The organism is Nocardia cyriacigeorgica (genome assembly GCF_005863245.1).
Taxonomy (GTDB): domain Bacteria; phylum Actinomycetota; class Actinomycetes; order Mycobacteriales; family Mycobacteriaceae; genus Nocardia; species Nocardia cyriacigeorgica_C.
On record NZ_VBUT01000008.1, the window covers coordinates 255,694 to 281,511 of the forward strand.

Here is a 25,818-nt window from a genome sequence, read left to right on the forward strand (position 1 = left end):
GACACGAGGTGCGCAGTGAATCTCGACCCGCCCGACCCCGAGGACACCCGCGAGCCGCCCCGCGACAATGCGGAAGGCGTAGGCAACTCATCGGCTGAGCCCGCCGACCTCGCATCGCCCGATCCCGGCGCCGAGCTGACCGGCGAGGCCGGCGGCACTTCGACCAGCCGATCCGAATCTGCGCAGGTCGCGGCCGAGAGTGCGCCCGGCGCCGGTGCGGCCGGCGAACGCGCTGCCGATCGTCGCGGTGAGCGGTCCGGTCCGCCGCGGGTCGTGACCGTGGCGGCCGTGGGTGCGCTGGTGATCGCCCTGGCCGCGGCGGCTTGGTTCGGGGCGGGCTGGGTGCGGGCGGCCTTCTTCACCGATGGTCCGCGGGTGGCCGCGCGCGATGCGGCGCTGGATGCCGCGCAGCAGGCCGCGATCAATATGACCTCGATGAATATCGACGACGTGCCGGGATCGCTGGCGCTCGCGCGCTCGTCGATGACCGGGCCGATCCTGGCCTCGGCCACCGAACATCAGCAGCAGGCCGAGGCGATGGCGAAGCAGGCGGGCGTACGGATGGAGTCGAGTGTGCTCGGTGCCGCGCTGACCTCGCTGAACTCGGAGCTGGATCGCGCGTCGGCGCTGGTGGTGCTGCGGGTCACCGAGGCCAAGCCTGGAGAGCGGCCGGCCGGGTATCGATATACCTGGACCCTCGATATGGCCAAGGACGGCGATATCTGGAAGGCCGAGCAGGTGTCGTCGCTGGGCCAGCCGGTGCCGTTGAACGACGCCGGGACCGATCCTGCCGATCCGGTGGAGCCGGGGCAGCCCGCCACTCCCGACGGTCCCTCGCCCGGCCCCGCCTCGGGTGAGCCGGGCGAACCGGCCGAGTCGAGCGCCGCTCCCGCACCGCTCGAGTCGCCGGATGCTCCTGCCCAGGACAGCCCGGGCAACGCCGCCGGTGGGTGAGACTCCGTGAGCCCACCCCACAACCCCAGTCCGCAACCGGTGCCAGGAGGAACCGCGATGGCTGAACGCCGACCCGTCAACAAGATCTCCTCCCGCCGCCCGGTCGAACGCACGCCGCGCCCGGTCCGCCGCACGGGCACCCCGTCGACGGGCACAAGGGGTATCGCCCCTGCCCGCGCCGCTGGTCCGCGCGGCGTGGAGACCCGCGGCCCGGCCGCCATGACCGGGGCGAAGGTCAAACGCGCGCCGCGAGCGAAGGCCGCGAGGGCAACGCGGCTGTCGCGTCCGGCGCCCACCGGACGAGATCGCCGCCGTTTCTTCCCGCGCCGGCGCCGCGAAGCCGACCGCGCCCGCTCCTGGACCCTCCCGCTGGCCTGCGGCATCGCCGCGCTCGCGCTGGCCGTGTTCGCCGTCGTCGCCGCGCTGCGGCCCGGCGTCCCCGACGACAACGCCGCCTTCGTCGACAACGCCGCGACCGAGGAGGTGCGCGCCGCCGCCGAGCACGCGCTGCGCACCGTCTACGGCTATCAGCTGAAGGACATCGACGGCTATCAGGCAGCCGTCTCCAAGGTGCTCACCGGCAAGATGCGCGCGGAGCTCGACAGCTACGCCGCCACCACCATTTCGGCCATCAAACAGGCCGGGACCAGCACCGAAGCGCATGTCGAGCCGGTCGGTGTGACCAAGCTGACCGGTGATCGCGCCGAGGTTCTGGTCAACCTCGTGGTGAGCGCCGAGAAGGACGGCATCGCGCAGCAGAGCGTGGCCGGGCCGGTGGTGCTGCAGATGCGCAAGGTGGACGGCCGGTGGCTGGCCGAGGACATCGTCGACCGCTGACGAGCGCCTGATCAGGGCGGCCGGAAAGCCGGGACAAGCGCAGCGGGGCAGTCGATCTCGCCGACTGTCCACCCGGCGCTGCCACTTGACGAGTCCCGCCGGACCCGTCACGCTATTCACAGCAGCGGCAGCTGTCACCGTGGCGGTAATCCGTCACAGTCGACACTCGGCTCACCGTGGTTCTCGACGCAGCCAGCGGAATCGGACCCGGCCGGAGCAGGGTGGGCCGGACACGGCGCGTCAGCCTCGCGAAAATTCGCACGGCTGGTACTTTGACACCTCCGTGTCAGTAGGTGTAAGTTTGGACGTTGCGCTGGCTGCCTCCTGTCCATACCTCGATTTGCACACGTAAGTTCCACCTTCCGGTGTTACTTCCGTTGGTGCCTGTTCGAGTTTCGTTCGGGTTGTAACCAGCGGAATTCGTAGCAGACAAGCGACGGTCGCGGACCACCACGCGACGCGCGTGAGGTGCTGGAAGGACGCATCTTGGCAGTCTCCACCCAGACAAGCGCCAATTCGAAGCTGGGAGTTGCGGGGTCTATCCCCGGGGCCCCGTTGCGGGTGTCTTTCGCGAAGCTCAGGGAGCCGCTTGCGGTGCCCGGGCTTCTCGATCTACAAACGGAATCTTTCGCCTGGCTGATCGGGTCGCCCGAATGGCGTGAGCGGGCAGCCGCCCGCGGCGACGTCGGCCTGGTCGGTGGGCTCGAGGAGGTGCTCGAGGAGCTCTCGCCCATCGAGGATTTCTCCGGGTCGATGTCTCTGTCCTTCTCCGATCCGCGCTTCGAAGAGGTCAAGGCCTCCATCGATGAGTGCAAAGACAAGGACATGACCTACGCGGCTCCGCTGTTCGTCACCGCGGAGTTCATCAACAACAACACCGGTGAGATCAAGAGCCAGACGGTCTTCATGGGTGATTTCCCGATGATGACCGACAAGGGCACCTTCATCATCAACGGCACCGAGCGCGTCGTCGTCTCGCAGCTGGTGCGCTCGCCCGGTGTCTACTTCGACCACACCGTCGACAAGAGCACCGAGAAGGATCTGCACAGCGTGCGGGTCATCCCGAGCCGTGGCGCGTGGCTGGAGTTCGACGTCGACAAGCGCGACACCGTCGGCGTTCGCATCGACCGCAAGCGTCGTCAGCCGGTCACCGTGCTGCTCAAGGCGCTGGGTCTGACCACCGAGGAGATCGTCGAGCGTTTCGGCTTCTCCGAGATCATGATGTCCACCCTCGAGAAGGACAACACCGCCGGTCAGGACGAGGCGCTGCTGGACATCTACCGCAAGCTGCGTCCGGGCGAGCCGCCCACCAAGGAGTCCGCGCAGACCCTGCTGGAGAACCTGTTCTTCAAGGAGAAGCGCTACGACCTGGCGCGCGTGGGTCGCTACAAGATCAACAAGAAGCTGGGCGTCCACCTGGGCGAGCCGGTCACCAGCTCGGTGCTGACGAAGGAAGACATCGTCAACATCATCGAGTACCTGGTGCGCCTGCACGCCGGTGACCGCGCGATGACCGCGCCCGGCGGCGCCGAGGTTCCCGTCGAGGTCGACGACATCGACCACTTCGGCAACCGTCGTATCCGCACCGTCGGCGAGCTGATCCAGAACCAGATCCGGGTCGGCCTGTCCCGCATGGAGCGTGTGGTCCGCGAGCGGATGACCACCCAGGACGTCGAGGCCATCACGCCGCAGACCCTGATCAACATCCGCCCGGTCGTCGCCGCGATCAAGGAGTTCTTCGGAACCTCCCAGCTGTCGCAGTTCATGGACCAGAACAACCCGCTGTCGGGCCTGACCCACAAGCGCCGCCTGAACGCGCTCGGCCCCGGTGGTCTGTCCCGTGAGCGCGCCGGCCTGGAAGTCCGTGACGTCCACCCCTCGCACTACGGCCGCATGTGCCCGATCGAGACCCCGGAAGGCCCGAACATCGGCCTGATCGGTTCGCTGTCGGTGTACGCGCGGGTCAACCCGTTCGGTTTCATCGAGACGCCGTACCGCAAGGTCGTCGACGGCCGCGTCACCGACGAGGTCAAGTACCTCACCGCCGACGAGGAGGACCGCGAGGTCCGCGCCCAGGCGAACTCGCCGATCGACGCCGACGGCAACTTCCTCGACGACCGGGTCCTCGCCCGCAAGGGCAACGAGGAGATGGAGTACGTCTCCCCGGCCGAGGTCACCTACATGGACGTCTCGCCGCGCCAGATGGTGTCGGTGGCGACCGCCATGATCCCGTTCCTCGAGCACGACGACGCCAACCGTGCCCTCATGGGTGCGAACATGCAGCGTCAGGCCGTGCCGCTGATCCGTTCCGAGGCCCCCGTGGTGGGTACCGGCATGGAGCTGCGCGCCGCGGTCGACGCCGGTGACGTGGTGGTGAACGAGAAGGCCGGTGTGGTCGAGGAGGTCTCCGCCGACTACGTCACCGTGATGGCCGACGACGGCACCCGCAAGTCCTACCGGATGCGCAAGTTCGCCCGCTCCAACCAGGGCACCTGCGCCAACCAGCGTCCGATCGTGGACGAGGGTCAGCGGGTCGAGACCGGCCAGGTCCTCGCCGACGGTCCCTGCACCGAGAACGGTGAGATGGCGCTGGGCAAGAACCTGCTCGTCGCGATCATGCCGTGGGAGGGCCACAACTACGAGGACGCGATCATCCTGTCGCAGCGCCTCGTGGAGGACGACGTCCTCACCTCCATCCACATCGAAGAGCACGAGATCGACGCCCGCGACACCAAGCTGGGCGCCGAGGAGATCACCCGGGACATCCCGAACGTCTCCGACGAGGTGCTGGCCGATCTGGACGAGCGCGGCATCGTGCGCATCGGCGCCGAGGTCCGCGACGGCGACATCCTGGTCGGCAAGGTCACCCCGAAGGGTGAGACCGAGCTGACCCCGGAGGAGCGGCTGCTGCGCGCCATCTTCGGTGAGAAGGCCCGCGAGGTTCGCGACACCTCGCTGAAGGTGCCGCACGGTGAGTCCGGCAAGGTCATCGGCATCCGCGTGTTCTCGCGCGATGACGACGACGATCTGCCTCCCGGCGTGAACGAGCTGGTCCGGGTGTACGTGGCGCAGAAGCGCAAGATCCAGGACGGCGACAAGCTCGCCGGCCGCCACGGCAACAAGGGCGTCATCGGCAAGATCCTCCCCACCGAGGACATGCCGTTCCTGCCCGACGGCACCCCGGTCGACATCATCCTGAACACCCACGGTGTGCCGCGTCGTATGAACATCGGCCAGATCTTGGAGACCCACCTCGGGTGGATCGGCAAGGCGGGCTGGAAGGTCGACGTGGCCGGTGACGGCTCCCGTCCCGACTGGGCCAAGGCCCTGCCGGAGGAGATGCTGGCCGCGCCGGCCGACTCGAACATCGCCACCCCGGTGTTCGACGGTGCCCGCGAGGAGGAGCTCACCGGTCTGCTCGCCTCGACCCTGCCCAACCGTGACGGTGACCGCATGGTCGACGAGAACGGCAAGGCGACCCTGTTCGACGGCCGCTCCGGCGAGCCGTTCCCGTACCCGGTCGCGGTCGGCTACATGTACATCCTGAAGCTGCATCACCTGGTCGACGACAAGATCCACGCCCGTTCGACCGGCCCGTACTCGATGATCACCCAGCAGCCGCTCGGTGGTAAGGCGCAGTTCGGTGGTCAGCGCTTCGGTGAGATGGAGTGCTGGGCCATGCAGGCCTACGGCGCCGCCTACACCCTGCAGGAACTGCTGACCATCAAGTCCGACGACGTGGTGGGCCGTGTGAAGGTCTACGAGGCGATCGTCAAGGGCGAGAACATTCCGGAGCCGGGCATTCCGGAATCGTTCAAGGTGCTGCTCAAGGAACTCCAGTCGCTGTGCCTCAACGTCGAGGTGCTGTCGTCCGACGGCGCCGCGATCGAGATGCGCGACGGCGACGACGAGGACCTGGAGCGGGCGGCGGCCAACCTGGGCATCAACCTGTCCAGGAACGAAGCGGCCACCGTCGACGATTTGGCGAACTAGGCGGCCGGCCGGATGCCCTGCTCGGGCATCCGGCCTCCGCGCTCGACTCACTAGTGAACTTTTGCTCGAATTCGACCCGCACAGGGGAAAGGAAGTTACGTGCTAGACGTCAACTTCTTCGATGAACTCCGGATCGGCCTTGCCACCGCCGAAGACATCCGCCGGTGGTCCTACGGTGAGGTGAAGAAGCCGGAGACCATCAACTACCGCACGCTCAAGCCGGAGAAGGATGGCTTGTTCTGCGAGAAGATCTTCGGTCCCACCCGGGACTGGGAGTGCTACTGCGGTAAGTACAAGCGTGTCCGCTTCAAGGGCATCATCTGTGAGCGCTGTGGCGTCGAGGTCACCCGCGCCAAGGTGCGTCGTGAGCGGATGGGCCACATCGAGCTGGCCGCGCCGGTCACCCACATCTGGTACTTCAAGGGTGTGCCCTCGCGGCTCGGCTACCTGCTGGACCTGGCGCCGAAGGATCTGGAAAAGATCATCTACTTCGCCGCCTACGTCATCACCAGCGTCGACGAGGAACTGCGGCACAACGAGCTGTCGACCCTCGAGGCCGAGATGGAGGTCGAGAAGAAGGCCGTCGCCGATCAGCGCGACGCCGATCTCGAGGCCCGCGCGCAGAAGCTCGAGGCCGATATCGCCGAGCTCGAGGCCGAAGGCGCCAAGTCCGACGTCCGCCGCAAGGTCAAGGACGGCGGCGAGCGCGAGATGAAGCAGATCCGCGACCGCGCCCAGCGTGAGCTGGACCGCCTCGACGAGATCTGGACCACCTTCACCAAGCTGGCCCCCAAGCAGCTCATCGTGGACGAGGTCCTCTACCGCGAGCTGACCGACCGCTACGGCGAGTACTTCACCGGTGCGATGGGCGCGGAGTCCATCCAGAAGCTGATGGAGAACTTCGACATCGAGGCCGAGGCCGAATCGCTGCGCGAGACCATCCGCAGCGGTAAGGGCCAGAAGAAGCTGCGTGCGCTCAAGCGACTGAAGGTCGTGGCCGCGTTCCAGTCCAACGGCAACTCGCCCATGGGCATGGTGCTCGACGCCGTTCCGGTGATCCCGCCGGAGCTGCGCCCGATGGTTCAGCTCGACGGTGGCCGTTTCGCCACTTCCGACCTGAACGACCTGTACCGCCGCGTGATCAACCGCAACAACCGCCTCAAGCGACTGATCGACCTCGGTGCGCCCGAGATCATCGTCAACAACGAGAAGCGGATGCTGCAGGAGTCGGTGGACGCGCTGTTCGACAACGGCCGTCGCGGTCGCCCGGTCACCGGACCGGGTAACCGCCCGCTGAAGTCGCTGAGCGATCTGCTCAAGGGCAAGCAGGGTCGTTTCCGGCAGAACCTGCTCGGTAAGCGTGTCGACTACTCGGGCCGTTCGGTCATCGTCGTCGGCCCGCAGCTCAAGCTGCACCAGTGCGGTCTGCCGAAGCTGATGGCGCTCGAGCTGTTCAAGCCGTTCGTCATGAAGCGTCTGGTCGACCTGAACCACGCGCAGAACATCAAGTCCGCCAAGCGGATGGTCGAGCGTCAGCGGCCCCAGGTGTGGGACGTCCTCGAAGAGGTCATCGCCGAGCACCCGGTGCTGCTCAACCGCGCGCCCACCCTGCACCGTCTCGGTATCCAGGCCTTCGAGCCGCAGCTGGTGGAAGGTAAGGCCATCCAGCTGCACCCGCTGGTCTGTGAGGCGTTCAACGCCGACTTCGACGGTGACCAGATGGCCGTGCACCTGCCGCTGTCGGCGGAGGCGCAGGCCGAGGCGCGCATCCTGATGCTGTCGTCGAACAACATCCTGTCGCCGGCCTCGGGTCGCCCGCTGGCCATGCCGCGTCTGGACATGGTGACCGGTCTGTACTACCTGACCCGCCTGCAGGAAGGCGCCAAGGGCGAGTACCAGCCCGCCACCAAGGATGGGCCGGAGCAGGGCGTGTACTCCTCGCCCGCCGAGGCGCAGATGGCCGTCGACCGTGGTGAGCTGACCGTGCGTTCGCTGATCAAGGTGCGGCTGACCGAGCAGCGTCCGCCCAAGGACGTCGAGGCCGAGCTGTTCCCCGACGGCTGGCGTCGCGGCGATGCGTGGACCACCAAGACCACGCTGGGCCGGGTGCTGTTCAACGAGCTGCTGCCCGCGGACTACCCGTTCATCAACGAGCAGATGCCGAAGAAGCGGCAGGCGACGATCATCAACGATCTCGCCGAGCGCTACCCGATGATCGTGGTCGCGCAGACCGTCGACAAGCTCAAGGACGCCGGCTTCTACTGGGCCACACGTTCGGGTGTCACCGTCTCCATGTCGGACGTTCTGGTTCCGCCGGAGAAGGCCGAGATCATGGAGCGCTACGAGGCGCAGTCGGATCAGATCGAGAAGAAGTACCAGCGTGGTGCGCTCGATCACCAGGAGCGCAACAACGCCCTGGTCAAGATCTGGCAGGAGGCGACCGAAGAGGTCGGTAAGGCGCTGCGCGCGCACTACCCGGCCGACAACCCGATCATCACGATCGTCGATTCGGGCGCCACGGGTAACTTCACCCAGACTCGTACCCTCGCCGGTATGAAGGGTCTGGTGACGAACCCGAAGGGTGAGTTCATCCCGCGGCCGATCAAGTCCTCCTTCCGTGAGGGCCTGACCGTTCTCGAGTACTTCATCAACACCCACGGTGCCCGTAAGGGTCTGGCCGACACCGCGCTGCGTACCGCCGACTCGGGTTACCTGACCCGTCGTCTGGTGGACGTCTCGCAGGACGTCATCGTGCGCGAGCACGACTGTGGCACCGAGCGCGGCATCGTGGTGCCGATCGCGGAGAAGCAGCCCGACGGCACGCTCATCCGCGATGCGCACGTCGAAACCTCCACCTACGCCCGCACGCTGGCGCAGGATGCGATCGACGCCGACGGCAACGTCATCATCACGAAGGGGCACGATCTCGGCGACCCGGCGATCGAGGCGCTGCTCGAGGCCGGCATCACCGAGGTGAAGGTCCGCTCCGTGCTGACCTGCACCACCGGCACCGGCGTGTGCGCGACCTGCTACGGCCGCTCCATGGCGACCGGCAAGCTGGTCGACATCGGTGAGGCCGTCGGTATCGTCGCCGCGCAGTCCATCGGTGAGCCCGGTACCCAGCTGACCATGCGTACCTTCCACCAGGGTGGTGTCGCGGGTGACGACATCACCGGCGGTCTGCCGCGTGTTCAGGAGCTGTTCGAGGCTCGTGTGCCGAAGGGCAAGGCGCCGATCGCCGAGGTCTCCGGCCGGGTGCGGCTCGAGGACGACGATCGCTTCTACAAGATCACCATCATCCCGGATGACGGTGGTGAAGAGGTCGTCTACGACAAGCTCTCGAAGCGTCAGCGGCTGCGCGTGTTCAAGCACGACGACGGCACCGAGCGTCTGCTCTCCGACGGTGACCACGTCGAGGTCGGCCAGCAGCTGCTGGAAGGCGCGGCGGATCCGCACGAGGTGCTGCGCGTGATGGGCCCCCGTCAGGTGCAGATCCACCTGGTCCACGAGGTCCAGGAGGTCTACCGCTCGCAGGGTGTGTCGATCCACGACAAGCACATCGAGGTCATCGTGCGTCAGATGCTGCGTCGTGTGACGATCATCGACTCCGGTGCCACCGAGTTCCTGCCCGGTTCGCTCACCGAGCGCGCCGAGTTCGAGGCGGCCAACCGTCGCGTCGTGTCCGAGGGCGGCGAGCCCGCGGCCGGTCGCCCGGTGCTGATGGGTATCACCAAGGCGTCGCTGGCCACCGACTCGTGGCTGTCGGCGGCGTCGTTCCAGGAGACCACCCGAGTTCTGACGGACGCGGCCATCAACTGCCGCTCCGACAAGCTCATCGGCCTCAAGGAGAACGTGATCATCGGTAAGCTGATCCCCGCCGGTACCGGTATCAACCGTTACCGCAACATCCAGGTTCAGCCCACCGAAGAGGCCCGTGCCGCGGCGTACGCGGTGCCGTCCTACGACGACACCTACTACAGCCCCGAGGGCTTCGGCACCACCACCGGTGCCGCGGTCCCGCTGGACGACTACGGTTTCAGCGACTACCGGTAATCGGTAGGTAGGCAACACCATTCGGCTCCCGCATCGTTCACGGTGCGGGGGCCGAATGTTTTTCTTCGACCGAACCTGGTCAGCCGAGGCTTCGGCGACCGGCGCGAGCGGCGAATGCGTCGAGCGCGTCGAGGATCTCCCGGGCCTGCCACATGCGGTTGCGGCGCATACCGGTGAACTCGGTGAGGATGCCGGCCTCGGCGAGGGGGGAGAGGGCTCGCAGTGCGTTCGAGGCAGTGGTGCCGAGTTCTCGTGCGACGGTCTCCGCATCGAATACCGGGATTCGTAGTGCCAGATCGGCGACCTGCCAGGACATGGCCTGCGGGCGGGCCCTGATCATCGAGTCCCATCGTTGCCTGGTGCTGGAGATCTCCGACACCAGTTGGCGGGCATTGGTGATCGCGGCGAATGATGCCTCCGCTAGGGCGGTGACGATCGGTGCCAGGTCACCGGCACGATAGGCGGTCAGCGCGGAGAAATACGCATCGACATCGGTGAGCAGGCCGGCAGCGATCGGAACCGTCACGTTGGGAGTGAGTTCCTTCGCACGCAGCATCGAGTGGATCAGTGCTCGGCCGGTACGTCCGTTGCCATCGGTGAACGGATGGATCGTTTCGAACTGTGCGTGCGATATGGCTGAATGCGCAAGAATCGGAATGTCATCGCGGCGGGTGAAGGCCATAAGGTCGGCCATCGCCGCTGGAACGTGGTCGTGATGCGGAGGGACGAACGTCGCTCCGTGCGGGCCGTAGCTGTCTCCGCCGATCCAGACCTGCTCGGTCCGCCACTGGCCGGCCGATCCCGAGTCGATGGCCGACATCAATGCCGAATGCATGGCGAGCACAAGGTTCTCATCGAGCTGGCCGCTGAGGTCGATGGCGGTCTGCATGGCGTGAACGTTGCCGACGATCTCTACGGCATTGCGTTGATCGGTAGCGCCGAGTTCGGCGAGTGCTATCGCCTTTGCGCCGGAGGTGAGGTTTTCGATGCGGGACGACGATGTAGATTCCGATCGCAGCAAGATCGCGCCGAAGGGCGCCAGTCGTGCGCCGGACTCGGCATCGAAGCGCGCGATCTCAATCGAAGCTTCGTCGGCGACGGCGAGTATCGCGCTGGGCAGGTGGACCGGCTGCGCAGCGATGCGTGGCACGACAGCGGACTCGTAGGGGCCGCGGTGGCGCTCTCGGATCCTTCGCGATACCAGGTCTGGGGGGACCGATGGAACCCAAGTCCGCGCCTCCCAGCCAATCGGCGGCCATGGCGTAACTGATTCCATGACCCGAACTTACACTCAGTTTCCTCAAAACTGAGTGTAAGGCCGTGGCGAACTACCTTCAGGGCGTGCGGGTCATATAGGCGACCGCGGCGTCGATGGCGGGTTGGCCGCCGGAGTGGGCGAGGCCGGCGAAGGCGCCGATGGCGGCGCCGACGACGGTGCCGACGGGGACGGTGATGAAGTCGAGGACGAACAGGCCAAGGGGCAGGCCGAGGACGAAGCCGATGGCGCCGCCGATCACCGCGCCGGTGATGATGGCCGGCTTGTGGCGTTCGACCTCGGCGAAGAAGCGTTCCTCGGCGTTGATGTCGCGCAGCGGGGCGGGTGCGGTCTCCGAGGCGGCCGGGGCGAGGGTGAGGCTGGTGCCGTCGTTCTCGATCAGCGGGGTCAGTTCGACCTGCTTGTCGCCGAGGCGGATGGCCATGGGGAACGCGGCGACGACGTGGCCGGTGCGATCGGTGAGGGTGACGACCCGGTCGTCTTCGATCAGGTCGAAGCGGCCGCCGTCGACCGTGGTCACCGCGGCGCGCCGCTCCTGGTCGGCGCTGACCCGGTAGTCGATCTGCTCGACGGTGCCGGACAGGTCGAGTTTCGCCTTGTCGGCAGCGGGGTCGGCGGGGGCGAGGCCGGCGCTGAGGCCGGTGACGGCCAGCGTGAGCAGTGTCGTCGCGGTGATCCTGGTGAGCCTCATCGTGTCCTTTGCGTGCGCGCCGTCGGCGAAATGTCCGGTTCGGGTTGCGAAGACCATACCGGGCGCACCGCAACGGCAGAAACCAAATGCTGTGGTCCAGGGAGGTTTCGTGACGCCACACAACCAGGAGTCGCCGGGAATTCGCGCCAGGGCATTGACAGCGGCGGAATCGATCGGCAACACTGAACTAGATGGTTCAGTATGACTTTCTAGACGCCTCCTTCGGAGCGCTCGCGGACCCCACTCGACGGGGCATCCTCGAGCACCTCGGACGTGGTCCCGCCACCGTCAGCGAGCTGGCGGAGCGCTTCTCGATGACCCTCACCGGCATCAAGAAGCACCTCCACCTGCTCGAAGCGGCGGGGATGGTGGTCACGGAGAAGCGCGGCCGGGTGCGGTACTGCCGGCTCGGCGAGAACGTCTTCGACCGTGAGGTGGCCTGGATGCAGGGCTATCGGCGGATGGTGGAGGCCCGGATGGACCGTCTCGGTGAATTCCTCGAATCAACGGAAATCGAACCAAGGGAAACGGAGCACAACCGATGAGCACTACCACGAACGATGCCGTCATCAGCACGACCTCGGATACCGAGATCCATGTCGAGCGGGTGTTCAACGCCCCGGTAGATCGCGTCTGGGACGCCTACAGCAGGATCGAGCAGCTGTCGCGCTGGTGGGGTCGCGGCAATCAGCTCGATGTCGAACGCTGGGAGTTCCGCAAGGGCGGGCACTGGCGCTTCGTCGAACACGCCGACGGTGAGTCGCACGGCTTCGAGGGGCGCTTCCGGGAGATCACCCCGAAGGAGCGGATCGTGCAGTCCTTCGAATGGGACGGCATGCCCGCCCACGTCGCCATCGATGCCACCACGTTCGTCGACCTCGGAGACGGACGCACGAAGGTGGTCACCGACAGCCAGTTCCACACCAAGGCCGAACGTGACGGCATGCTCGAGTCCGGCATGGAATCCGGGCTCAACGACAGCTACCGGGCTCTGGACGCCTTGCTGGCCGAATCGGCGTGAGCGCCAGCAGTTCCCGGCGACCCGGGCCGCCACGGCGGTGCCGGGTCGCCTGCTGTCAGTGCCTGCCGAAGCGCCGCTTGCGTGGTTTGAGCCGCAACCCGGGCAGCGGCGGGGCCGGAATCCGCTGCTGCGGTGGATGTCCCGCGATATCGCCGAACCGCTCGACATTGCGGTTCTCCCAATCCGCACGGGCGGCGATGATCTCGTCATGGCTGCGGCCGACGAAGTTCCACCACATCACCAGGTCTTCGCCGAACGGTTCACCGCCGATCAGGGCGAAGTGCGCGCCCGAGCCGCTGGTGAAAGTGAGTTCCTCGCGCTCGGTGCCCAGGTACAGCAGTGGGCCGGGACCGAGTTCGGTTCCCGCGACGGCCATCTCGCCCTCGAGCACCAGCACGGCGTACTCGAAACCCGGCTGGACCGGCAGCCTCACCTGCGCGCCCGCATCGATACGGGCATCAGCCCCCACCAAGGGTGTGTAGGCGATCGCGGGCGAGGCAACTCCGGCCAAGGTGCCGAGCAGCACCGTCGCGCGCAGGCCCGCGACTTCGTAGGCCGGCAGTTCGCGGTGCTGCTCGAAATGCGGTTCGATCCCGGCGGCCGCGCTGGGCAGCGCGATCCACAATTGCAGGCCGTGCCCGGCGGGCGCGCCGGCGACGCCGTACTCGGAATGCGCGATGCCGCGGCCGGACGTCATCAGGTTCAGCTGCCCTGGCTCGATCTCCACATCCGAGCCGACCGAATCACGATGGCGGATCCTGCCTTCGAACGGCCACGTCACCGTCTGCAATCCGATATGCGGATGCGGATCGATATCCGGCGGCGCCCCGGTCTTGGTGACGGTGGGCGAGCCGAAATGATCGAGGAAACACCAGGCGCCGACGGTCGGCAGATCGCGCTGCGGCAGCAGCCGTTCGACGAACACACCGCGCACCCCGCCGAGCGGCACCTCGCGCGCGGGGTACGGCTCGGCCACCGGACCCGGGCCGGGCGAGGGCTCACACAGCGCCTCGTCCGGATGCGGGTCCAGATCGCTCACCGGCCCGCGCCCTTGCCGACCACGTGCTCGTCGTACTCGGAATGCTTGTCGAGATAGCTCTTGATGAACGGGCATTCCGGCCGGATGGTCTTGCCGCGCGCGATTACGTCCTCGATCGCCTGATGGGCCAGTGTGGTGCCCAATCCCTTGCCGCCGAACGCGTCATCGATCACGGTGTGGACGAAGACGATCTCGTCGCCGCGCTCCTCGTACTCGGCGAAGCCGGCCAGCTCACCGCCGTAGAAGACCTCGAAGCGATGCTTGTCGTGATTGTCGGCGACCGTGGTCGCCACCGTCGATTCCGTCATGATCCGCTGCTCCTCTCGAGTACCGCGAGTGTGCTCGGACCGACACGCGGTCGGACGCGCCGATCGTGGTGGCAGCCCAGGACCGGCACTGGCCCACCGGAACTGCCGACGAGCGCCAGCGTACTCACGCTCGATGGTGCTCGTCGGCGATCGCTCGGACGTCGGTAGCGGGTTGGCTACCGGATCATCCGGCCCGGCTCATTCCCGGCCCGCGGAGGTGAACGACATGTCCGCGTACCTGTCACCGGCCACCTGGTCCGCGATGGGTTCCAGGCTCGCGAGCTCGTCGGCGGTCAACTCCAGGGACGCAGCGGCGACGTTCTCTTCGAGCCGGGTGCGCTTGCGGGTACCCGGAATCGGCACCACCGTGAGGTCGTGGGCGTGCGCCCGGGAATGCACCCAGGCCAGCGCCACCTGGGCGGCGCTCGCCCCGCGTGCGTCGGCGATGGCGCGCACCGGGGCCAGCAGCGCGGCGTTGCGCGCGGCGTTGTCGCCGGTGAAGCGTGGCATCCGGGTGCGGAAATCACCGTCGCCGAGGTCGTCGGCGGTGCTGAACGATCCGGTGAGGAAACCGCGTCCGAGCGGGGAGTACGGCACGAACGTGACGCCGAGTTCGGCGGCGGCGGGAACGGCGGTCTTCTCCACGTCCCGGGAGAACAGCGACCACTCCGACTGCACGGCGGCGATCGGATGCACCGCGGAGGCGGCCTTCAACTCCGCGCCGGTGACCTCCGAGAGTCCCAGCGCCCGCACCTTGCCGGCTTGGACCAGTTCGGCCATCGCGCCGACGGTGTCTTCGATCGGGACCTCGGGATCGCGCCGGTGCATGTAGTACAGGTCGATCACGTCGATGCCGAGCCGGCGCAGGCTGGCATCGACCGACGCGCGGATGTATTCGGGGGAGTTGTCGAACCCCCGGTAGGTGGGATCGTCGGCCTTGCGCACGATGCCGAACTTGGTGGCAAGCACCACCTGCTCGCGGTTGGCCCGCACGAAATCGCTGAGGAATTCCTCGTTGTCGCCGGAGCCGTAGATGTCGGCGGTGTCGAACAGGGTGATGCCGAGTTCGAGTGCCCGGTCCAGCGTGGCGCGGGCCTCGGCGAGATCGGTCGCGCCGTAGAACTCGCTCATTCCCATGCAACCGAGGCCTTGGGCGCCTACGTCGATGCCGCTGGTCCCGAGGGGCGTCGCGGCCAGTCGACCGGCGCTTCCGTGCTCGGTCGTGGTGCCGCCGTCTCGCACGGACTCGCTGCGCGATGCGTCATTCATCGGTTGTCCCTTCGCATTGGATCGACCTGATCGGGCGGACCGTCGTCGCCTTGCCTTCGTAGAGCTCGATCTTGTAATCGAGCACGGCGACAGTCCGCTGTAGTTCGGCGATCTTGGCCAGGGTGTCCGCGCGGGTGGCGCGGAACATCTCCAGGCGCTGGGGCAGCGTGGCATCGCCGGCACGCACGAGTTCCGCGTACCGGACCATGTCCGCCACCGACATGCCGGTGGTGCGCAGGCGGCCGATCAGCTCCAGCCAATCCAGGTCACGGTCGCTGAAACGACGCTTGCCGGTGTGATCGCGGCCGATGTAATCCATCAGCCCGATCCGCTCGTACCAGCGCAGCGTGTCCCGGCTCAGTCCGCATCGCTCGGCGACTTCGCCGATCGAATAGCGCGGCCGTTCCCTCTCACTGCTGTCGACACTCTGACGTGCGGTTTCGCTCACCTGACTGCCCCTCTCGCCGAACGCTGACGACGTTAGTCACCTGGAGTGCACTCCAAGCAAACGCGAAATGAGAGGGGAACGGCAGATGCCCGGCTCAGCTGGGCGAACCGGCCGCGTAATCCGGGAGTTCCTGAACCGCCCACTTGTTGCCGTCGGGATCGGAGAAGAAGGTGAACAGGCCCCAGCCGAGGTCCTTCACCGGCGTGGCCTCCACGCCGGCCGCGCGCAGCTGCTGATAGGCCTGCTCGGCGCTGTCCACCACCATCTGCATCCCCTCGACGCTGCCGGGCGCCGCCTCGGTGATGCCGCGCCCGATGCAGATCGAACAGGCGGAACCGGGCGGGGTGAGCTGCACGAAACGGATGTCCTCACTGGGCGAATGATCGTGATCGGCGTTGAAACCGATCTTGGTGTAGAAGTCCTTGGCGCGGTCGACGTCGGTCACCGGGATGGCCACGAGTTCGATTTTCCAATCCATGTGACGAGCATCGCATCGAGCACCGACACGTTTGCTGCTTCCGGCCTACCCTGGAGCCATGCCAGGTAAGGAAATCGACCGCGTCCGGGCCCGTTCGGCCTGGGCCACGGTCAAGGAAAGCCCGGTGATCACCGCCATCGCCGTCGCGCCGTTCGCGCTCGCGCTCGGTGTGGTGTGGTGGTTGTTCGGCGGGTTCGCGGCCTTCGTGCTGCTGGTGCTGCTCGGGGCCGGTGTGGTCTTCGGCGGCAAGCTGCTGCGCTGACGGCCCGGTTCGGCAGTTCGGCAAGGGGTCTCGACGTACTCAGCGCGCCACGTGGAAGCTCACCAGTTCACCGGTCCCCGGATCCACTTGCGACCACGGCCGGTCGAAGTGCAGAACTGCCAGCGCCGAGGTGGGGAACTTGCGGCTGAGTTCGATCGCCGGCTCGCTGTCGCGGTTGCTCGCCAGCTCCCACGCTGTCCACGGCATGCCGGGTGCGTGGCCGATCACCAGCAGGGTGGCGACGTCGTCATCGCTGAGCTGGACCAGCTCGATGAGGGTCTGCGGCGAGGCCTCGTAGATGCCGCGCTCGTAGACCACCGGCGCGGTGACGCCGGTCGCGGCCAGCGTTTCCCGGGTACGCGTCGCGGTCGAACAGCGCACCGCGTCGATGGGCGGCTGGGTCTCGCGCAGCCACTGTCCGGCCAGTCCCGCCTCCCGCTGCCCACGCGGTGCGAGCGGGCGTTCGTGGTCCTCCACGCCGTCCGGATACGCCGATTTACCGTGCCGCATGAGGATCAGAGTCCGCACCATGGCACCACCGTAAGCCCTCCGGTGCAGAGACACCTGCCACACTCGAGGCAAACTGAAAGCGGCGTCACAGCACGACGGCCCTCGGTCACCCCGTGATCCGCTCCGTGACGCTGCGCCACCCAGAACCCGGGGTGGTCACAGCCCCCGCACAGTTTTCGAGGATTTGCACACTATGGCCTACGTAATCACGCAGCGTTGTTGCAATGACGCCAGCTGCGTTTCCGAGTGCCCGGTCGACTGCATCCGACCGACCCCGGACCAGCCGGAGTTCGCGACGACCGAGATGCTCTACATCGACCCGGACACCTGCATCGACTGCGGAGCCTGTGTCGACGCGTGCCCGGTAGACGCCATCTTCTCCGAAGACGACCTGACCGCCTCGCTGGCCCGATTCCGCGATGTCAATGCCGCCTATTTCCAGCGGCATCCGCTGGAGACGAACTTCGACCCGATCGCCGCGCCCGTCCGGCCACCCAAGGAGCTGGGCACGCTACGGGTGGCGGTCGTCGGTGCGGGCCCTGCCGCCTGCTACGCCGCCGATGAACTCCTGCGCCGATCCGAGGTCGAGGTGGAGATGTTCGACCGGCTGCCGACGCCGTGGGGCCTGGTGCGCGCGGGTGTGGCCCCGGACCATCCGGGCACCAAGGGCGTGGCGAACATGTTCCAGACGGCGTTCCGCCGCGACACGCTCCAGTTCTATCTGAACGTCGAGGTCGGCGAGCACATCACCCACGAGGAGCTGCTCGAACATCACCACGCCGTGGTGTACGCCGTCGGCGCGGCCTCGGACCGGCATATGAACGTCCCCGGCGAGGACCTGCCCGGCAGCCATTCCGCGACCGAGTTCGTGGCCTGGTACAACGGTCATCCCGACTACGCCGACCGGGAATTCGATCTGTCGGGTGAGCGCGCGGTCATCGTCGGCAACGGCAATGTCGCCCTCGATGTGGCCCGGGTGCTCACCGTCGACCCGGATGAGCTCGCCAAGACCGATATCGCCGACCACGCCCTCGACGCGCTGCGCCGCAGCAATATCCGCGAGGTCGTGGTGCTCGGCAGGCGCGGTCCGTTGCAGGCCGCCTACTCCTCGCCGGAGTTCATGGCGCTGGCGCATCTGAAGGGCGTCGACGTCGTCATCGATCCGGCCGAACTGGAGCTGGATCCGGCCAGCCAGGCGATTCTCGACGATCCGGACGTGGAGCCGTCGCTGGCGCTGAAGTACACCCTGGCCAAGGAGTACGCCGCGGCCCCGAGCGATCCGGCCAACAAGCGGATCGTCTTCCGCTACCTGGCCTCGCCCACCGGGCTGACCGGTACCGACCGGGTGGAATCGCTGGAGTACGTGCACAACGAATTGCTCACCGAGGGTGAGCAGTTGGTGGCCCGGCCGACCGACCGCACCGGCAGCCTGCCCGCCTCGCTGGTCCTGCGTTCCATCGGATACCGCGGTGAACCCGTCGCCGGCCTGCCCTTCGACGAGCGGCGCGCGGTGGTGCCCAACGAGCACGGCCGGGTCATCGGCGAGGACGGCACACCGGTGCCCGGGGTGTATGTCAGCGGCTGGATCAAGCGCGGCCCGCGCGGTGTGATCGGTTCCAACCGGGTCGACGCCGAGGAGACCGTCGAGGCCCTGATCGCCGATTTCATCGCAGGCAAACTCGCCAACCCACGGGGTGACCGGGCCGCACTGCGGGCCCTGGTCCAACAGCGTCAGCCGGATCTGGTCGACCGCGACGGCTGGCGGGCCATCGACCAGGCCGAGCGCACCGCGGGCAAATCCGCCGGTCGTCCGCGGGTCAAATTCACCACCCGCCCCGACCTGCTCAAGGCCGCCAACAGCTGAGCGAACCCGAGCGGCACCTGACCGCGGTAAACGCCGGGAGGCGCGCGGCCAGGTGCCGTTCGATCAGCTGGGCAGCGGCATCACACGCACGATGGTCGTGGTGGTGCCGCCGACGACGAACCACAGGCGCAGCGTGGGCGCGCCCGCGCCGTCACCGGGCTCGTAGCGACTGCGCACGGTGATGTGCTCGCGCGCCAGTACCGGCGCGACGTATTCGATGACGGCGCGGTGCGGGCCCGCCACCAGCTTCGGATAGTCGACCAGGAACTGCTCGACCGCTTGCCAGTAGCAGGCGTTGTTGACGTGGTTGTACTGGTCGATATCGGTGGCGCGGACCGGGAACGGCAGGTCGGTGTCCGATTCGGGAGGGGTGGCGTCGGTGAGCCACGGCCGCCAGCGCAGCCGGTGTTCCTGCGCGGTCTGCGCCAGGTAGGCCAGGCCCTCATCGCTGATCCGGGCCGGGCGGTTGTTGGACTCGCTGATATTGATCCAGAATCCCTCGGTCTCGATGAGACCGCCGTTGTCGCTGGTGATCCGGACCCGCATATTCGTCCAGCGGGTCGACATGGCCGAGCACCAGCGCTCCAGCCGGACCTGATCCGGCCACATGATCGGCCGGACGACGTCGATGACGGTGCGCCGGACGATCCAGTTCGGATCGGTCCGCTCCAGCAGCGTCTGTTGCAGCTGCTCCCAGGCGATGTCCTGGAGATAGCGGGCGACGCCGTCGAATCGCAGACGGTTGTAGGGATCCACATCGCCGGCTCGGACGGGCCACGCCGAGGCAAAGCCCATGCCCTCCTGGGGAAGCGGGGCGAGTGGCTGATCGAGTGACACTTGTGCTCCTCGCGCTGCACGGTGTGCCGCGTTCTCATGCGGTGCTTCTTGTGAGAAGACTTTACGGGGCGTGCGTCACACCCTCGCGTCGAGCCGCCGGGTCGGGGCGCACCGCCTGCCCGCGAACCGGGGTTCCAGCAACCTCCTCGCGTCCTAGTAGCCGACGTAACCCTGGTTCTGGCTCATGGCCACGATGCCGGGCACATTGCTCAGCGATCCGTAGCGTTCGATGGCGTACCTGGATCCGGCGATGATGTTGTCGACCGGGTTCCAGATGTCGTCGTGGCCGGCCAGCTTGTAGGAGTTGAAGGTGGGGTCGATGGTCTGCATCAGGCCTTTCGACGGGATACCGGCGGCGGCGTTGCTGTCCCAGAGGTTGATCGCGTTCGGGTCGCCGCCGGACTCCTTCTCGATGATGGCGGCGATGATCGCGGCATCGGAATCGGAGACGTCGTAACCGTTTTCGCGCAGCACCCGGATGGCTTCCTGGATCCATTGCGCCTGCTCGCCGGTGGGCATCTTGCTCGGCGGGCCGCCGGAGGCCAGGGCGCTCTCCGACCAGCTGCCGCCGCCCGAGCTCGCACCGCCACCGCCGCCGCTGCCGCCGGATCCGGAGCCGGAACCCGACATCAGCGGGCTGCTGTTGCTCGGCTTATCGCTCTGCGGCGCCGATACCGACGCGGGCGCGGTATTCGCCGGGACCGCGGGCGGGGCGACGTTGAGCTTCGGATCGCCCAGCGTTTCGAAGGCCTGGTCCAGCTTGACGGCCGCGTTCTCGACCGCGACCCGAGCCCGCTCGGCGGCATCGGCGGCGGCCTTGAGCGCATTGGCGATATGCCACTGATGCACCGCGGCCAGATACATCTCGGCCAGGCATTCGCCTTCCACATTCGCCTTGCCTTCGGCATGTTTGCGCAGGTAGTCCATGCGTGCCTGGGCGCTGACGGTGCCGTCGGCGGCGACCTGGAAGCCGGGCATCTCGCCGTTGGGCGTCTGCGCGGCATCGCGCAGTTGCAGCACCTTGTTCTTGGTCTCGGTGAGGTTGCCGACCTCGACGTTGAGCGCCGTCTGCAATTCCAGCAGGGCCGCGCTGACCGCGCCGGTCCTGGTCTTCTCGGTATCCATCCTGGTCTTGGCGGCGGTGCCGGCCGGACCGCTCCACTGCAAGGTCTCGGTGCTGGTGCGCCCGGAGGTGGCCAGGCCGTCGAGGCGGGTGGCGAGGTTGGACGCGTTGGTGGCGGCGGTGCCGAGCTGGTCGGGCTTCCACTGCTCGACGTCGGGGATCGTGAGGGTCACTGCGTCAGTCCGATCGTGCGCAGCTTCTGCTCGAAATCGGCTTCGGTGAGTTCGTAGGCGCCCGCGGTATTGCGCAGGCTGTCGGCCACCGTGGTGAGCCGGTCGCTGATGCGCTGTAGGCACTTGCCGGTGGCGTCGACGGCGTGCTGCGCGGCGGTACCGAAGGTGGTGCCGGGTAGCGCCGCTACCGCTCCGCTGACGTTCGCGTCCTCGGCCGTGCCGAGTCCGCTGACGTTGCCCGCTTCGTCGCCGAGTTGCCCGGCGAAACTGCGCAGCACCTCCGGATCGACGCGGATGGTCGTGCTGCTCTCGTTCTCGCTCACGGACGTCCCCCTTCCCTCCCGATGCACTGTGGGAGAGCTTAACAAAGGCACCGCCGCTGAACAGGGCCTGCGCACAAGCGGATCGGGCGCGCCGAGGTGCCGGCGCGCGGGCCGGGTGTGGCGGTGCGCGGGTTGGGCACGCGGGGTGCGGCCGCGCCGATTATGTTGGGATCCGGCGTCGCCGATGACGACGGCGCGGAGACGAAAGAGGTCGGCACATGCGCGCAGCCCAGGTCAGCAAGCTGGAAGGACCCGAGTCCATCGAGGTCGTCGATATCGCGGAGCCCACGCCGTTCCCTGGCAGTGTGGTGATCGATGTGCACGCGGCCGGAGTCGCGTTTCCCGATGTGCTGATGACGCGCGGGCTGTACCAGATGAAGCCGCAGCTGCCGTTCGTCGTCGGTGGCGAGATCGCCGGTGTGGTGCGCGAGGCGCCCGAGGGCGCGCATGTGCGCGCGGGCGATCGCGTGATCGCGTTGACGCTGCTCGGCAATGCCATGGCGGAGGTGGCCGTGGTGCCCGCCGAGATGGTGTTCCGGCTGCCCGACAACGTGTCGCTGGAAGCCGGCGCCGGCATTCTGTTCAACGATCTGACCGTGCACTTCTGCCTGCGTAATCGCGGCAGGCTGGCGCCGGGCGAGACGGTGCTGGTGCACGGCGCGGCCGGTGGCATCGGCACCTCGACGCTGCGGATGGCGGCCGCCCTCGGCGCAGGCCGGACGATAGCGGTGGTGAGCACCGAGGAGAAGGCCGAGGTCGCGCGAGCCAACGGTGCCACCGATGTGGTGCTCACCGACGGCTGGCTGGACGCGGTGAAGGAGCTGACCGGCGGGCGCGGGGTGGATATCGTGCTCGACCCGGTGGGCGGCGACCGTTTCACCGACAGCATTCGTTCGCTCGCCTCCGCGGGCCGGTTGCTGGTGGTCGGGTTCACCGCAGGCGAGATCCCCACCGTGAAGGTGAACCGGCTGCTGCTCAAGAACGTCGAGGTGGTCGGCGCCGCCTGGGGCGAATGGGTGATGACACATCCCGGCTACCTGGCCGAACAGTGGGCCGAGGTGGAGCCGCTGCTGGCCTCTGGCGCGATCACCGCGCCGCAGCCGGTGCTGTTCCCGCTGGAGCGCGCCGCCGACGCGGTCGCCTCGCTGGACAACCGCACGGCCACCGGCAAGGTCGTCGTCACCGTGCGCTGAGTCGCCGGGCTCGGCTGCGCGGTCGGCGGAATCGAGTCGGCGCCGTGCGCGGCCGTTGTAGGTCTGTCGCTCAGCCGCATGCGCCGGCACCGAGGCGCTGAATCGGCTCGGTGCGTCGCATGTGCTGTTGGTTCGCCTAGCGCCTGTCGGTGGCTCGCTCTACCGTGAGCGGACCATGAAACTGACCACCCGGACGCTGAACCGGACCCTGCTCGCCCGCCAGCACCTGCTCGAACGCGCGAATCTCTCGGTGCCCGAGATGTGCGATCACCTGGTGGGTTTGCAGGCCCAGGATGTGCCGCCGCCGTTCGTCGCGTTGTGGAGTCGCCTCGCCGATTTCGATCCGGCCGCGGTCTCGGCGGGCCTGCTGGATCGTTCGCTGGTCCGGATCACCTTGATGCGCGGCACGATTCACCTGGTCACCCCGCCCGACGCGCTGCGCATCGCGCCGCTGATCCAGCCGGAACTGGAGAAGGTCCCGTTCCGCAAGGGGTTCAACTACGGCGCGATGGTCGGCCTGGATCCGGACGAGGTGCGCAGGCGCGGGGAAGAGGTGCTCGGCGACGAGCCGATGCCGGCCGCCGAGCTACGCGCCAGGGCCGCCGAACTGTTTCCCGACCGCGACCCGGGGGCGGTGGTGCAGACCTGGCTGTATCAGCTGCCCGTATTGCAGACCCCGCCGCGCGGAATGTGGCGCGACAACAGCAGACCGATCTGGTCGCGGGTGCAGCCCTGGCTCGGCGCGCCGCTGGACCCGGACTATCCGGTCGCCGACTTGGTGGTGCGGTACCTGCGCGCGTTCGGGCCGGCGAGCACCATGGATATGCAGACCTGGTCGCGGCTTACCGGCATGAAGACGGTCGTCGCGCAGTTGGGCGACCGCCTGCGCACCTACAGCGACGAGCGCGGCCGCACCCTCTACGACCTGGCCGACGCCGAATTGGCCGATCCCGATCTGCCCGCGCCGGTCCGGCTGCTCGGCTGGTACGACAACGCCTTGCTCTCCCACCAGGATCGTTCGCGCATCGCACCCGACGGCCAGCCCGGCATTTCCCGGCTGCTGGCCTCGCCGATCCTGGTCGACGGCTTCCTGGCCGGCATGTACAAAGTCTTTCCGGACAAGACCGCCGTCAGGATGCGGATCAGCCCGAACCGCGCCTGGACCGCGCGGGAGAAGGCCGAGGTCGAAGCCGAGGCCTCGGCGTTGCTGGCCTTTCTCGAACCGGACCTCGCGCCGCGGCTCGACATCCTCGACGTGGGTGCCGACCTGCGCCCATGAGGGCGCTAGGACGGCGGTCGATTCCCGCGATATGCCGGCGCCTTACTCGTCCCCGTCGGCGTGAGGGTCCGCAGCAACGGCAGCGTGCGCCGCTCGACCACCGTCGACAGCACGATCACGCTGTGTGAACGCACCACCGGCGGCGTCCGGTCGATGCTGAGCAGTACCTCTTGCAGCCCGGTGTGCGAATCCGCGCCGATCCGGCACAGCACATCACCGGACCCGGTGGTCGCGTAGGCCTCGAGCACGCCGGGGATCGCCTCGAGTTCGGCGGCGACGGCGTCGAGCGCGCCCTGGGCGATCTCCAGGGTGACGAAGGCCTGCACCTCGAAACCGGCGGCGGTGACGTCGATCTGCGGGTCGTAGGAGGCGATCACCCCGGCCTCCTCCATTCGCGCGATCCGCGATTGCACCGTGGCCCGCGCGACCCGGGTGCGCCGGGACAGCTCCAGGATCCCCGCCTTCTGGTACTCGTGCATCGCGGTCAGGATCGCGAGATCGAGTTCGTCGAGTTTCGCCGGCGTGCGCGACATGGGCGGCCTCCGTTCGGACACTGCGGTATGCCTCAATGCTAGTCATTCTGCCCAGCATCCGAGGCGCCTTACTAGACCGATCTGCCAGTGTGGCTACTCGGAAACCCGCTGGTTGCCTACCGGCGCGCGCGGCGATTTCCTAGGTGCATGACTCTCGAGCAGTTACCGGACACCCGGCGCGCCGATGCCCCGGCCGACGATGAGCTGCGCACCCTGGTCGGCCTGGTGGACCACGATGTGAGTGTCGATCCGTTCCCGGTGATCGGTTGGGACGCGCTGGTGTGGGTGGTCGGTAACGCGACCCAGACCGCGCACTACCTGGAGTCGGCGTTCGGGATGCGGCTGGAGGCCTATTCGGGTCCGGAGACCGGCAATCGCGACCACAAGGCGTTCGTATTGCGCAGCGGTGGTGTGCGATTCGTCGTCAAGGGCGCCGTCGATCCGGACAGTCCGCTGATCGCCCACCACGATCGCCACGGGGACGGTGTCGTCGATATCGCCCTCGAAGTGCCCGATGTGGACCGGTGCATCGACTGGGCGCGCCGCCACGGCGCCACCGTGCTGGTCGAACCGCACGACGAGACCGACGAATTCGGCACCGTCCGCTCGGCCGCCCTCGCCACCTACGGCGAGACCAGGCACACCCTGGTCGACCGTTCCGGCTACCTCGGCCCCTACCTGCCCGGCTATGTCGCCCGGCGTTCGACCTACCAGCCGCGGCCGGGTGCTCCGGTCCGGTTGTTCCAGGCGATCGACCACGTCGTCGGCAATGTGGAGCTGGGCCGGATGGACGAGTGGGTCGAGTTCTACCACCGCGTCATGGGTTTCACGAATATGGCCGAATTCGTCGGCGACGATATCGCCACCGAGTACTCGGCGCTGATGAGCAAGGTCGTGGCCAATGGCAATCATCGGGTGAAGTTCCCGCTCAACGAGCCCGCCGTCGGCAAGAAGCGCTCGCAGATCGACGAGTACCTGGAGTTCTATCGCGGCCCAGGCGTCCAGCACATCGCGCTGGCCACCTCCGACATCCTCACGTGTGTGGACAATCTGCGCCGCGAGGGCATCGAGTTCCTGCCGACCCCCGACGCCTACTATGAGGACCCCGAGCTGCGCGCGCGGATCGGCCGGGTGCGAGTTCCGGTGCGGGAGTTGCAATCTCGTGGCATTCTTGTCGACCGCGACGAGGACGGCTATCTCTTGCAGATCTTCTGCCGTCCGCTCACCGACCGTCCGACGGTGTTCTTCGAGCTCATCGAACGGCACGGCTCGCTCGGCTTCGGCAAGGGCAATTTCAAGGCCCTGTTCCAGGCCATCGAGCGCGAACAGGACGCCCGCGGCAATTTGTAGCGCG

23 protein-coding genes are annotated in these 25,818 nt (G+C 67.5%); 11 read left to right on the forward strand and 12 right to left on the reverse strand.

The window, feature by feature from the left end:
* Positions 1-15 precede the first annotated feature (15 nt).
* The 4 genes from FEK34_RS21565 (at position 16) to FEK34_RS21580 (ending at position 9,837) form a co-directional block, all read left to right on the forward strand.
* Positions 16-954 carry a hypothetical protein gene (locus FEK34_RS21565; RefSeq protein WP_249359463.1) on the forward strand — a complete coding sequence of 313 codons (939 nt, stop codon included), beginning with the start codon at positions 16-18 and terminating at the stop codon, positions 952-954.
* 57 nt (positions 955-1,011) lie between these two features.
* On the forward strand, positions 1,012-1,791 hold the full coding sequence (locus FEK34_RS21570) for a hypothetical protein (protein ID WP_249359464.1): 780 nt from the start codon (positions 1,012-1,014) through the stop codon (positions 1,789-1,791).
* 468 nt (positions 1,792-2,259) lie between these two features.
* Positions 2,260-5,784, forward strand: coding sequence for a DNA-directed RNA polymerase subunit beta (locus FEK34_RS21575; RefSeq protein WP_138450356.1), 3,525 nt, complete (start codon positions 2,260-2,262; stop codon positions 5,782-5,784).
* A 99-nt stretch (positions 5,785-5,883) separates the two neighbouring features.
* Positions 5,884-9,837, forward strand: coding sequence for a DNA-directed RNA polymerase subunit beta' (locus tag FEK34_RS21580; RefSeq protein ID WP_138450358.1), 3,954 nt, complete (start codon positions 5,884-5,886; stop codon positions 9,835-9,837).
* A 79-nt stretch (positions 9,838-9,916) separates the two neighbouring features.
* Here FEK34_RS21580 and FEK34_RS21585 read toward each other — a convergent pair whose 3' ends face one another.
* Together FEK34_RS21585 and FEK34_RS21590 are read right to left on the reverse strand one after the other, a co-directional pair.
* Complete coding sequence (locus FEK34_RS21585; protein WP_138450360.1) at positions 9,917-11,113, reverse strand: Fic family protein; 1,197 nt, start codon at positions 11,111-11,113, stop codon at positions 9,917-9,919.
* A 58-nt stretch (positions 11,114-11,171) separates the two neighbouring features.
* Complete coding sequence (locus FEK34_RS21590; protein WP_138450362.1) at positions 11,172-11,804, reverse strand: hypothetical protein; 633 nt, start codon at positions 11,802-11,804, stop codon at positions 11,172-11,174.
* A gap of 191 nt (positions 11,805-11,995) precedes the next feature.
* On the opposite strand from FEK34_RS21590, the gene FEK34_RS21595 reads away from it, so the two are divergent.
* Together FEK34_RS21595 and FEK34_RS21600 are read left to right on the forward strand one after the other, a co-directional pair.
* The gene (locus tag FEK34_RS21595) at positions 11,996-12,349 is read left to right on the forward strand and encodes an ArsR/SmtB family transcription factor (protein ID WP_138450373.1); all 354 of its coding nucleotides are present in this window, start codon (positions 11,996-11,998) and stop codon (positions 12,347-12,349) included.
* On the forward strand, positions 12,346-12,825 hold the full coding sequence (locus FEK34_RS21600) for an SRPBCC family protein (protein WP_138450375.1): 480 nt from the start codon (positions 12,346-12,348) through the stop codon (positions 12,823-12,825). The genes FEK34_RS21595 and FEK34_RS21600 overlap by 4 nt, the downstream gene beginning before the upstream one ends.
* Positions 12,826-12,880: 55 nt before the next feature.
* Here the strand turns inward: FEK34_RS21600 and FEK34_RS21605 are convergent, their stop codons facing one another.
* The 5 genes from FEK34_RS21605 to FEK34_RS21625 form a co-directional block, all read right to left on the reverse strand.
* Positions 12,881-13,864 (reverse strand): pirin family protein, encoded by a 984-nt coding sequence (locus tag FEK34_RS21605; RefSeq protein ID WP_138450377.1) that lies wholly within the window; start codon positions 13,862-13,864, stop codon positions 12,881-12,883.
* Positions 13,861-14,172, reverse strand: a complete 312-nt coding sequence (locus FEK34_RS21610; RefSeq protein ID WP_138450379.1) for a GNAT family N-acetyltransferase — start codon at positions 14,170-14,172, stop codon at positions 13,861-13,863. Before FEK34_RS21610 ends, FEK34_RS21605 begins: the two co-directional genes overlap by 4 nt.
* 198 nt (positions 14,173-14,370) lie before the next feature.
* Positions 14,371-15,441 (reverse strand): aldo/keto reductase, encoded by a 1,071-nt coding sequence (locus FEK34_RS21615; protein ID WP_138450381.1) that lies wholly within the window; start codon positions 15,439-15,441, stop codon positions 14,371-14,373.
* Entirely contained in the window at positions 15,434-15,889 is a 456-nt protein-coding gene (locus FEK34_RS21620) for a MerR family transcriptional regulator (protein WP_138450383.1), read from the reverse strand. The genes FEK34_RS21615 and FEK34_RS21620 overlap by 8 nt, the downstream gene beginning before the upstream one ends.
* Positions 15,890-15,983: 94 nt before the next feature.
* Positions 15,984-16,367: a VOC family protein gene (locus FEK34_RS21625; protein WP_138450385.1), complete on the reverse strand. Its 384-nt coding sequence runs from the start codon at positions 16,365-16,367 to the stop codon at positions 15,984-15,986.
* Positions 16,368-16,425: 58 nt separating this feature from the next.
* Between FEK34_RS21625 and FEK34_RS21630 the strand changes: the two genes are divergently transcribed.
* The gene (locus FEK34_RS21630) at positions 16,426-16,629 is read left to right on the forward strand and encodes a hypothetical protein (RefSeq protein WP_036540424.1); all 204 of its coding nucleotides are present in this window, start codon (positions 16,426-16,428) and stop codon (positions 16,627-16,629) included.
* Between the two features lie 39 nt (positions 16,630-16,668).
* Here FEK34_RS21630 and FEK34_RS21635 read toward each other — a convergent pair whose 3' ends face one another.
* Positions 16,669-17,160, reverse strand: coding sequence for a SixA phosphatase family protein (locus tag FEK34_RS21635; RefSeq protein ID WP_138450387.1), 492 nt, complete (start codon positions 17,158-17,160; stop codon positions 16,669-16,671).
* A gap of 172 nt (positions 17,161-17,332) precedes the next feature.
* Here FEK34_RS21635 and FEK34_RS21640 point away from each other — a divergent pair, with 172 nt between their 5' ends.
* A complete protein-coding gene (locus FEK34_RS21640) occupies positions 17,333-19,003 on the forward strand; it encodes an FAD-dependent oxidoreductase (protein ID WP_138450389.1) in 1,671 nt (556 codons plus the stop codon).
* 63 nt (positions 19,004-19,066) lie between these two features.
* On the opposite strand, the gene FEK34_RS21645 is transcribed toward FEK34_RS21640, so the two are convergent.
* The 3 genes from FEK34_RS21645 to FEK34_RS21655 all read right to left on the reverse strand — a co-directional run bounded on the left by FEK34_RS21645 (position 19,067) and on the right by FEK34_RS21655 (position 21,459).
* Positions 19,067-19,840 (reverse strand): acyl-[acyl-carrier-protein] thioesterase, encoded by a 774-nt coding sequence (locus FEK34_RS21645; protein WP_212748797.1) that lies wholly within the window; start codon positions 19,838-19,840, stop codon positions 19,067-19,069.
* Positions 19,841-19,993: 153 nt separating this feature from the next.
* Positions 19,994-21,136, reverse strand: a complete 1,143-nt coding sequence (locus tag FEK34_RS21650; RefSeq protein ID WP_249359471.1) for a transglycosylase SLT domain-containing protein — start codon at positions 21,134-21,136, stop codon at positions 19,994-19,996.
* Positions 21,133-21,459, reverse strand: a complete 327-nt coding sequence (locus FEK34_RS21655; protein ID WP_138450391.1) for a type VII secretion target — start codon at positions 21,457-21,459, stop codon at positions 21,133-21,135. The genes FEK34_RS21650 and FEK34_RS21655 overlap by 4 nt, the downstream gene beginning before the upstream one ends.
* 218 nt (positions 21,460-21,677) lie before the next feature.
* Between FEK34_RS21655 and FEK34_RS21660 the strand changes: the two genes are divergently transcribed.
* A complete protein-coding gene (locus FEK34_RS21660; RefSeq protein WP_138450393.1) occupies positions 21,678-22,652 on the forward strand; it encodes an NADPH:quinone oxidoreductase family protein in 975 nt (324 codons plus the stop codon).
* Between the two features lie 175 nt (positions 22,653-22,827).
* Positions 22,828-23,931, forward strand: coding sequence for a winged helix DNA-binding domain-containing protein (locus FEK34_RS21665; protein ID WP_138450395.1), 1,104 nt, complete (start codon positions 22,828-22,830; stop codon positions 23,929-23,931).
* Positions 23,932-23,936: 5 nt separating this feature from the next.
* Here the strand turns inward: FEK34_RS21665 and FEK34_RS21670 are convergent, their stop codons facing one another.
* The gene (locus FEK34_RS21670) at positions 23,937-24,464 is read right to left on the reverse strand and encodes an Lrp/AsnC family transcriptional regulator (RefSeq protein WP_138450397.1); all 528 of its coding nucleotides are present in this window, start codon (positions 24,462-24,464) and stop codon (positions 23,937-23,939) included.
* Between the two features lie 147 nt (positions 24,465-24,611).
* Here FEK34_RS21670 and hppD point away from each other — a divergent pair, with 147 nt between their 5' ends.
* A complete protein-coding gene (hppD, locus tag FEK34_RS21675; protein WP_138450399.1) occupies positions 24,612-25,814 on the forward strand; it encodes a 4-hydroxyphenylpyruvate dioxygenase in 1,203 nt (400 codons plus the stop codon).
* Positions 25,815-25,818: the final 4 nt, after the last annotated feature.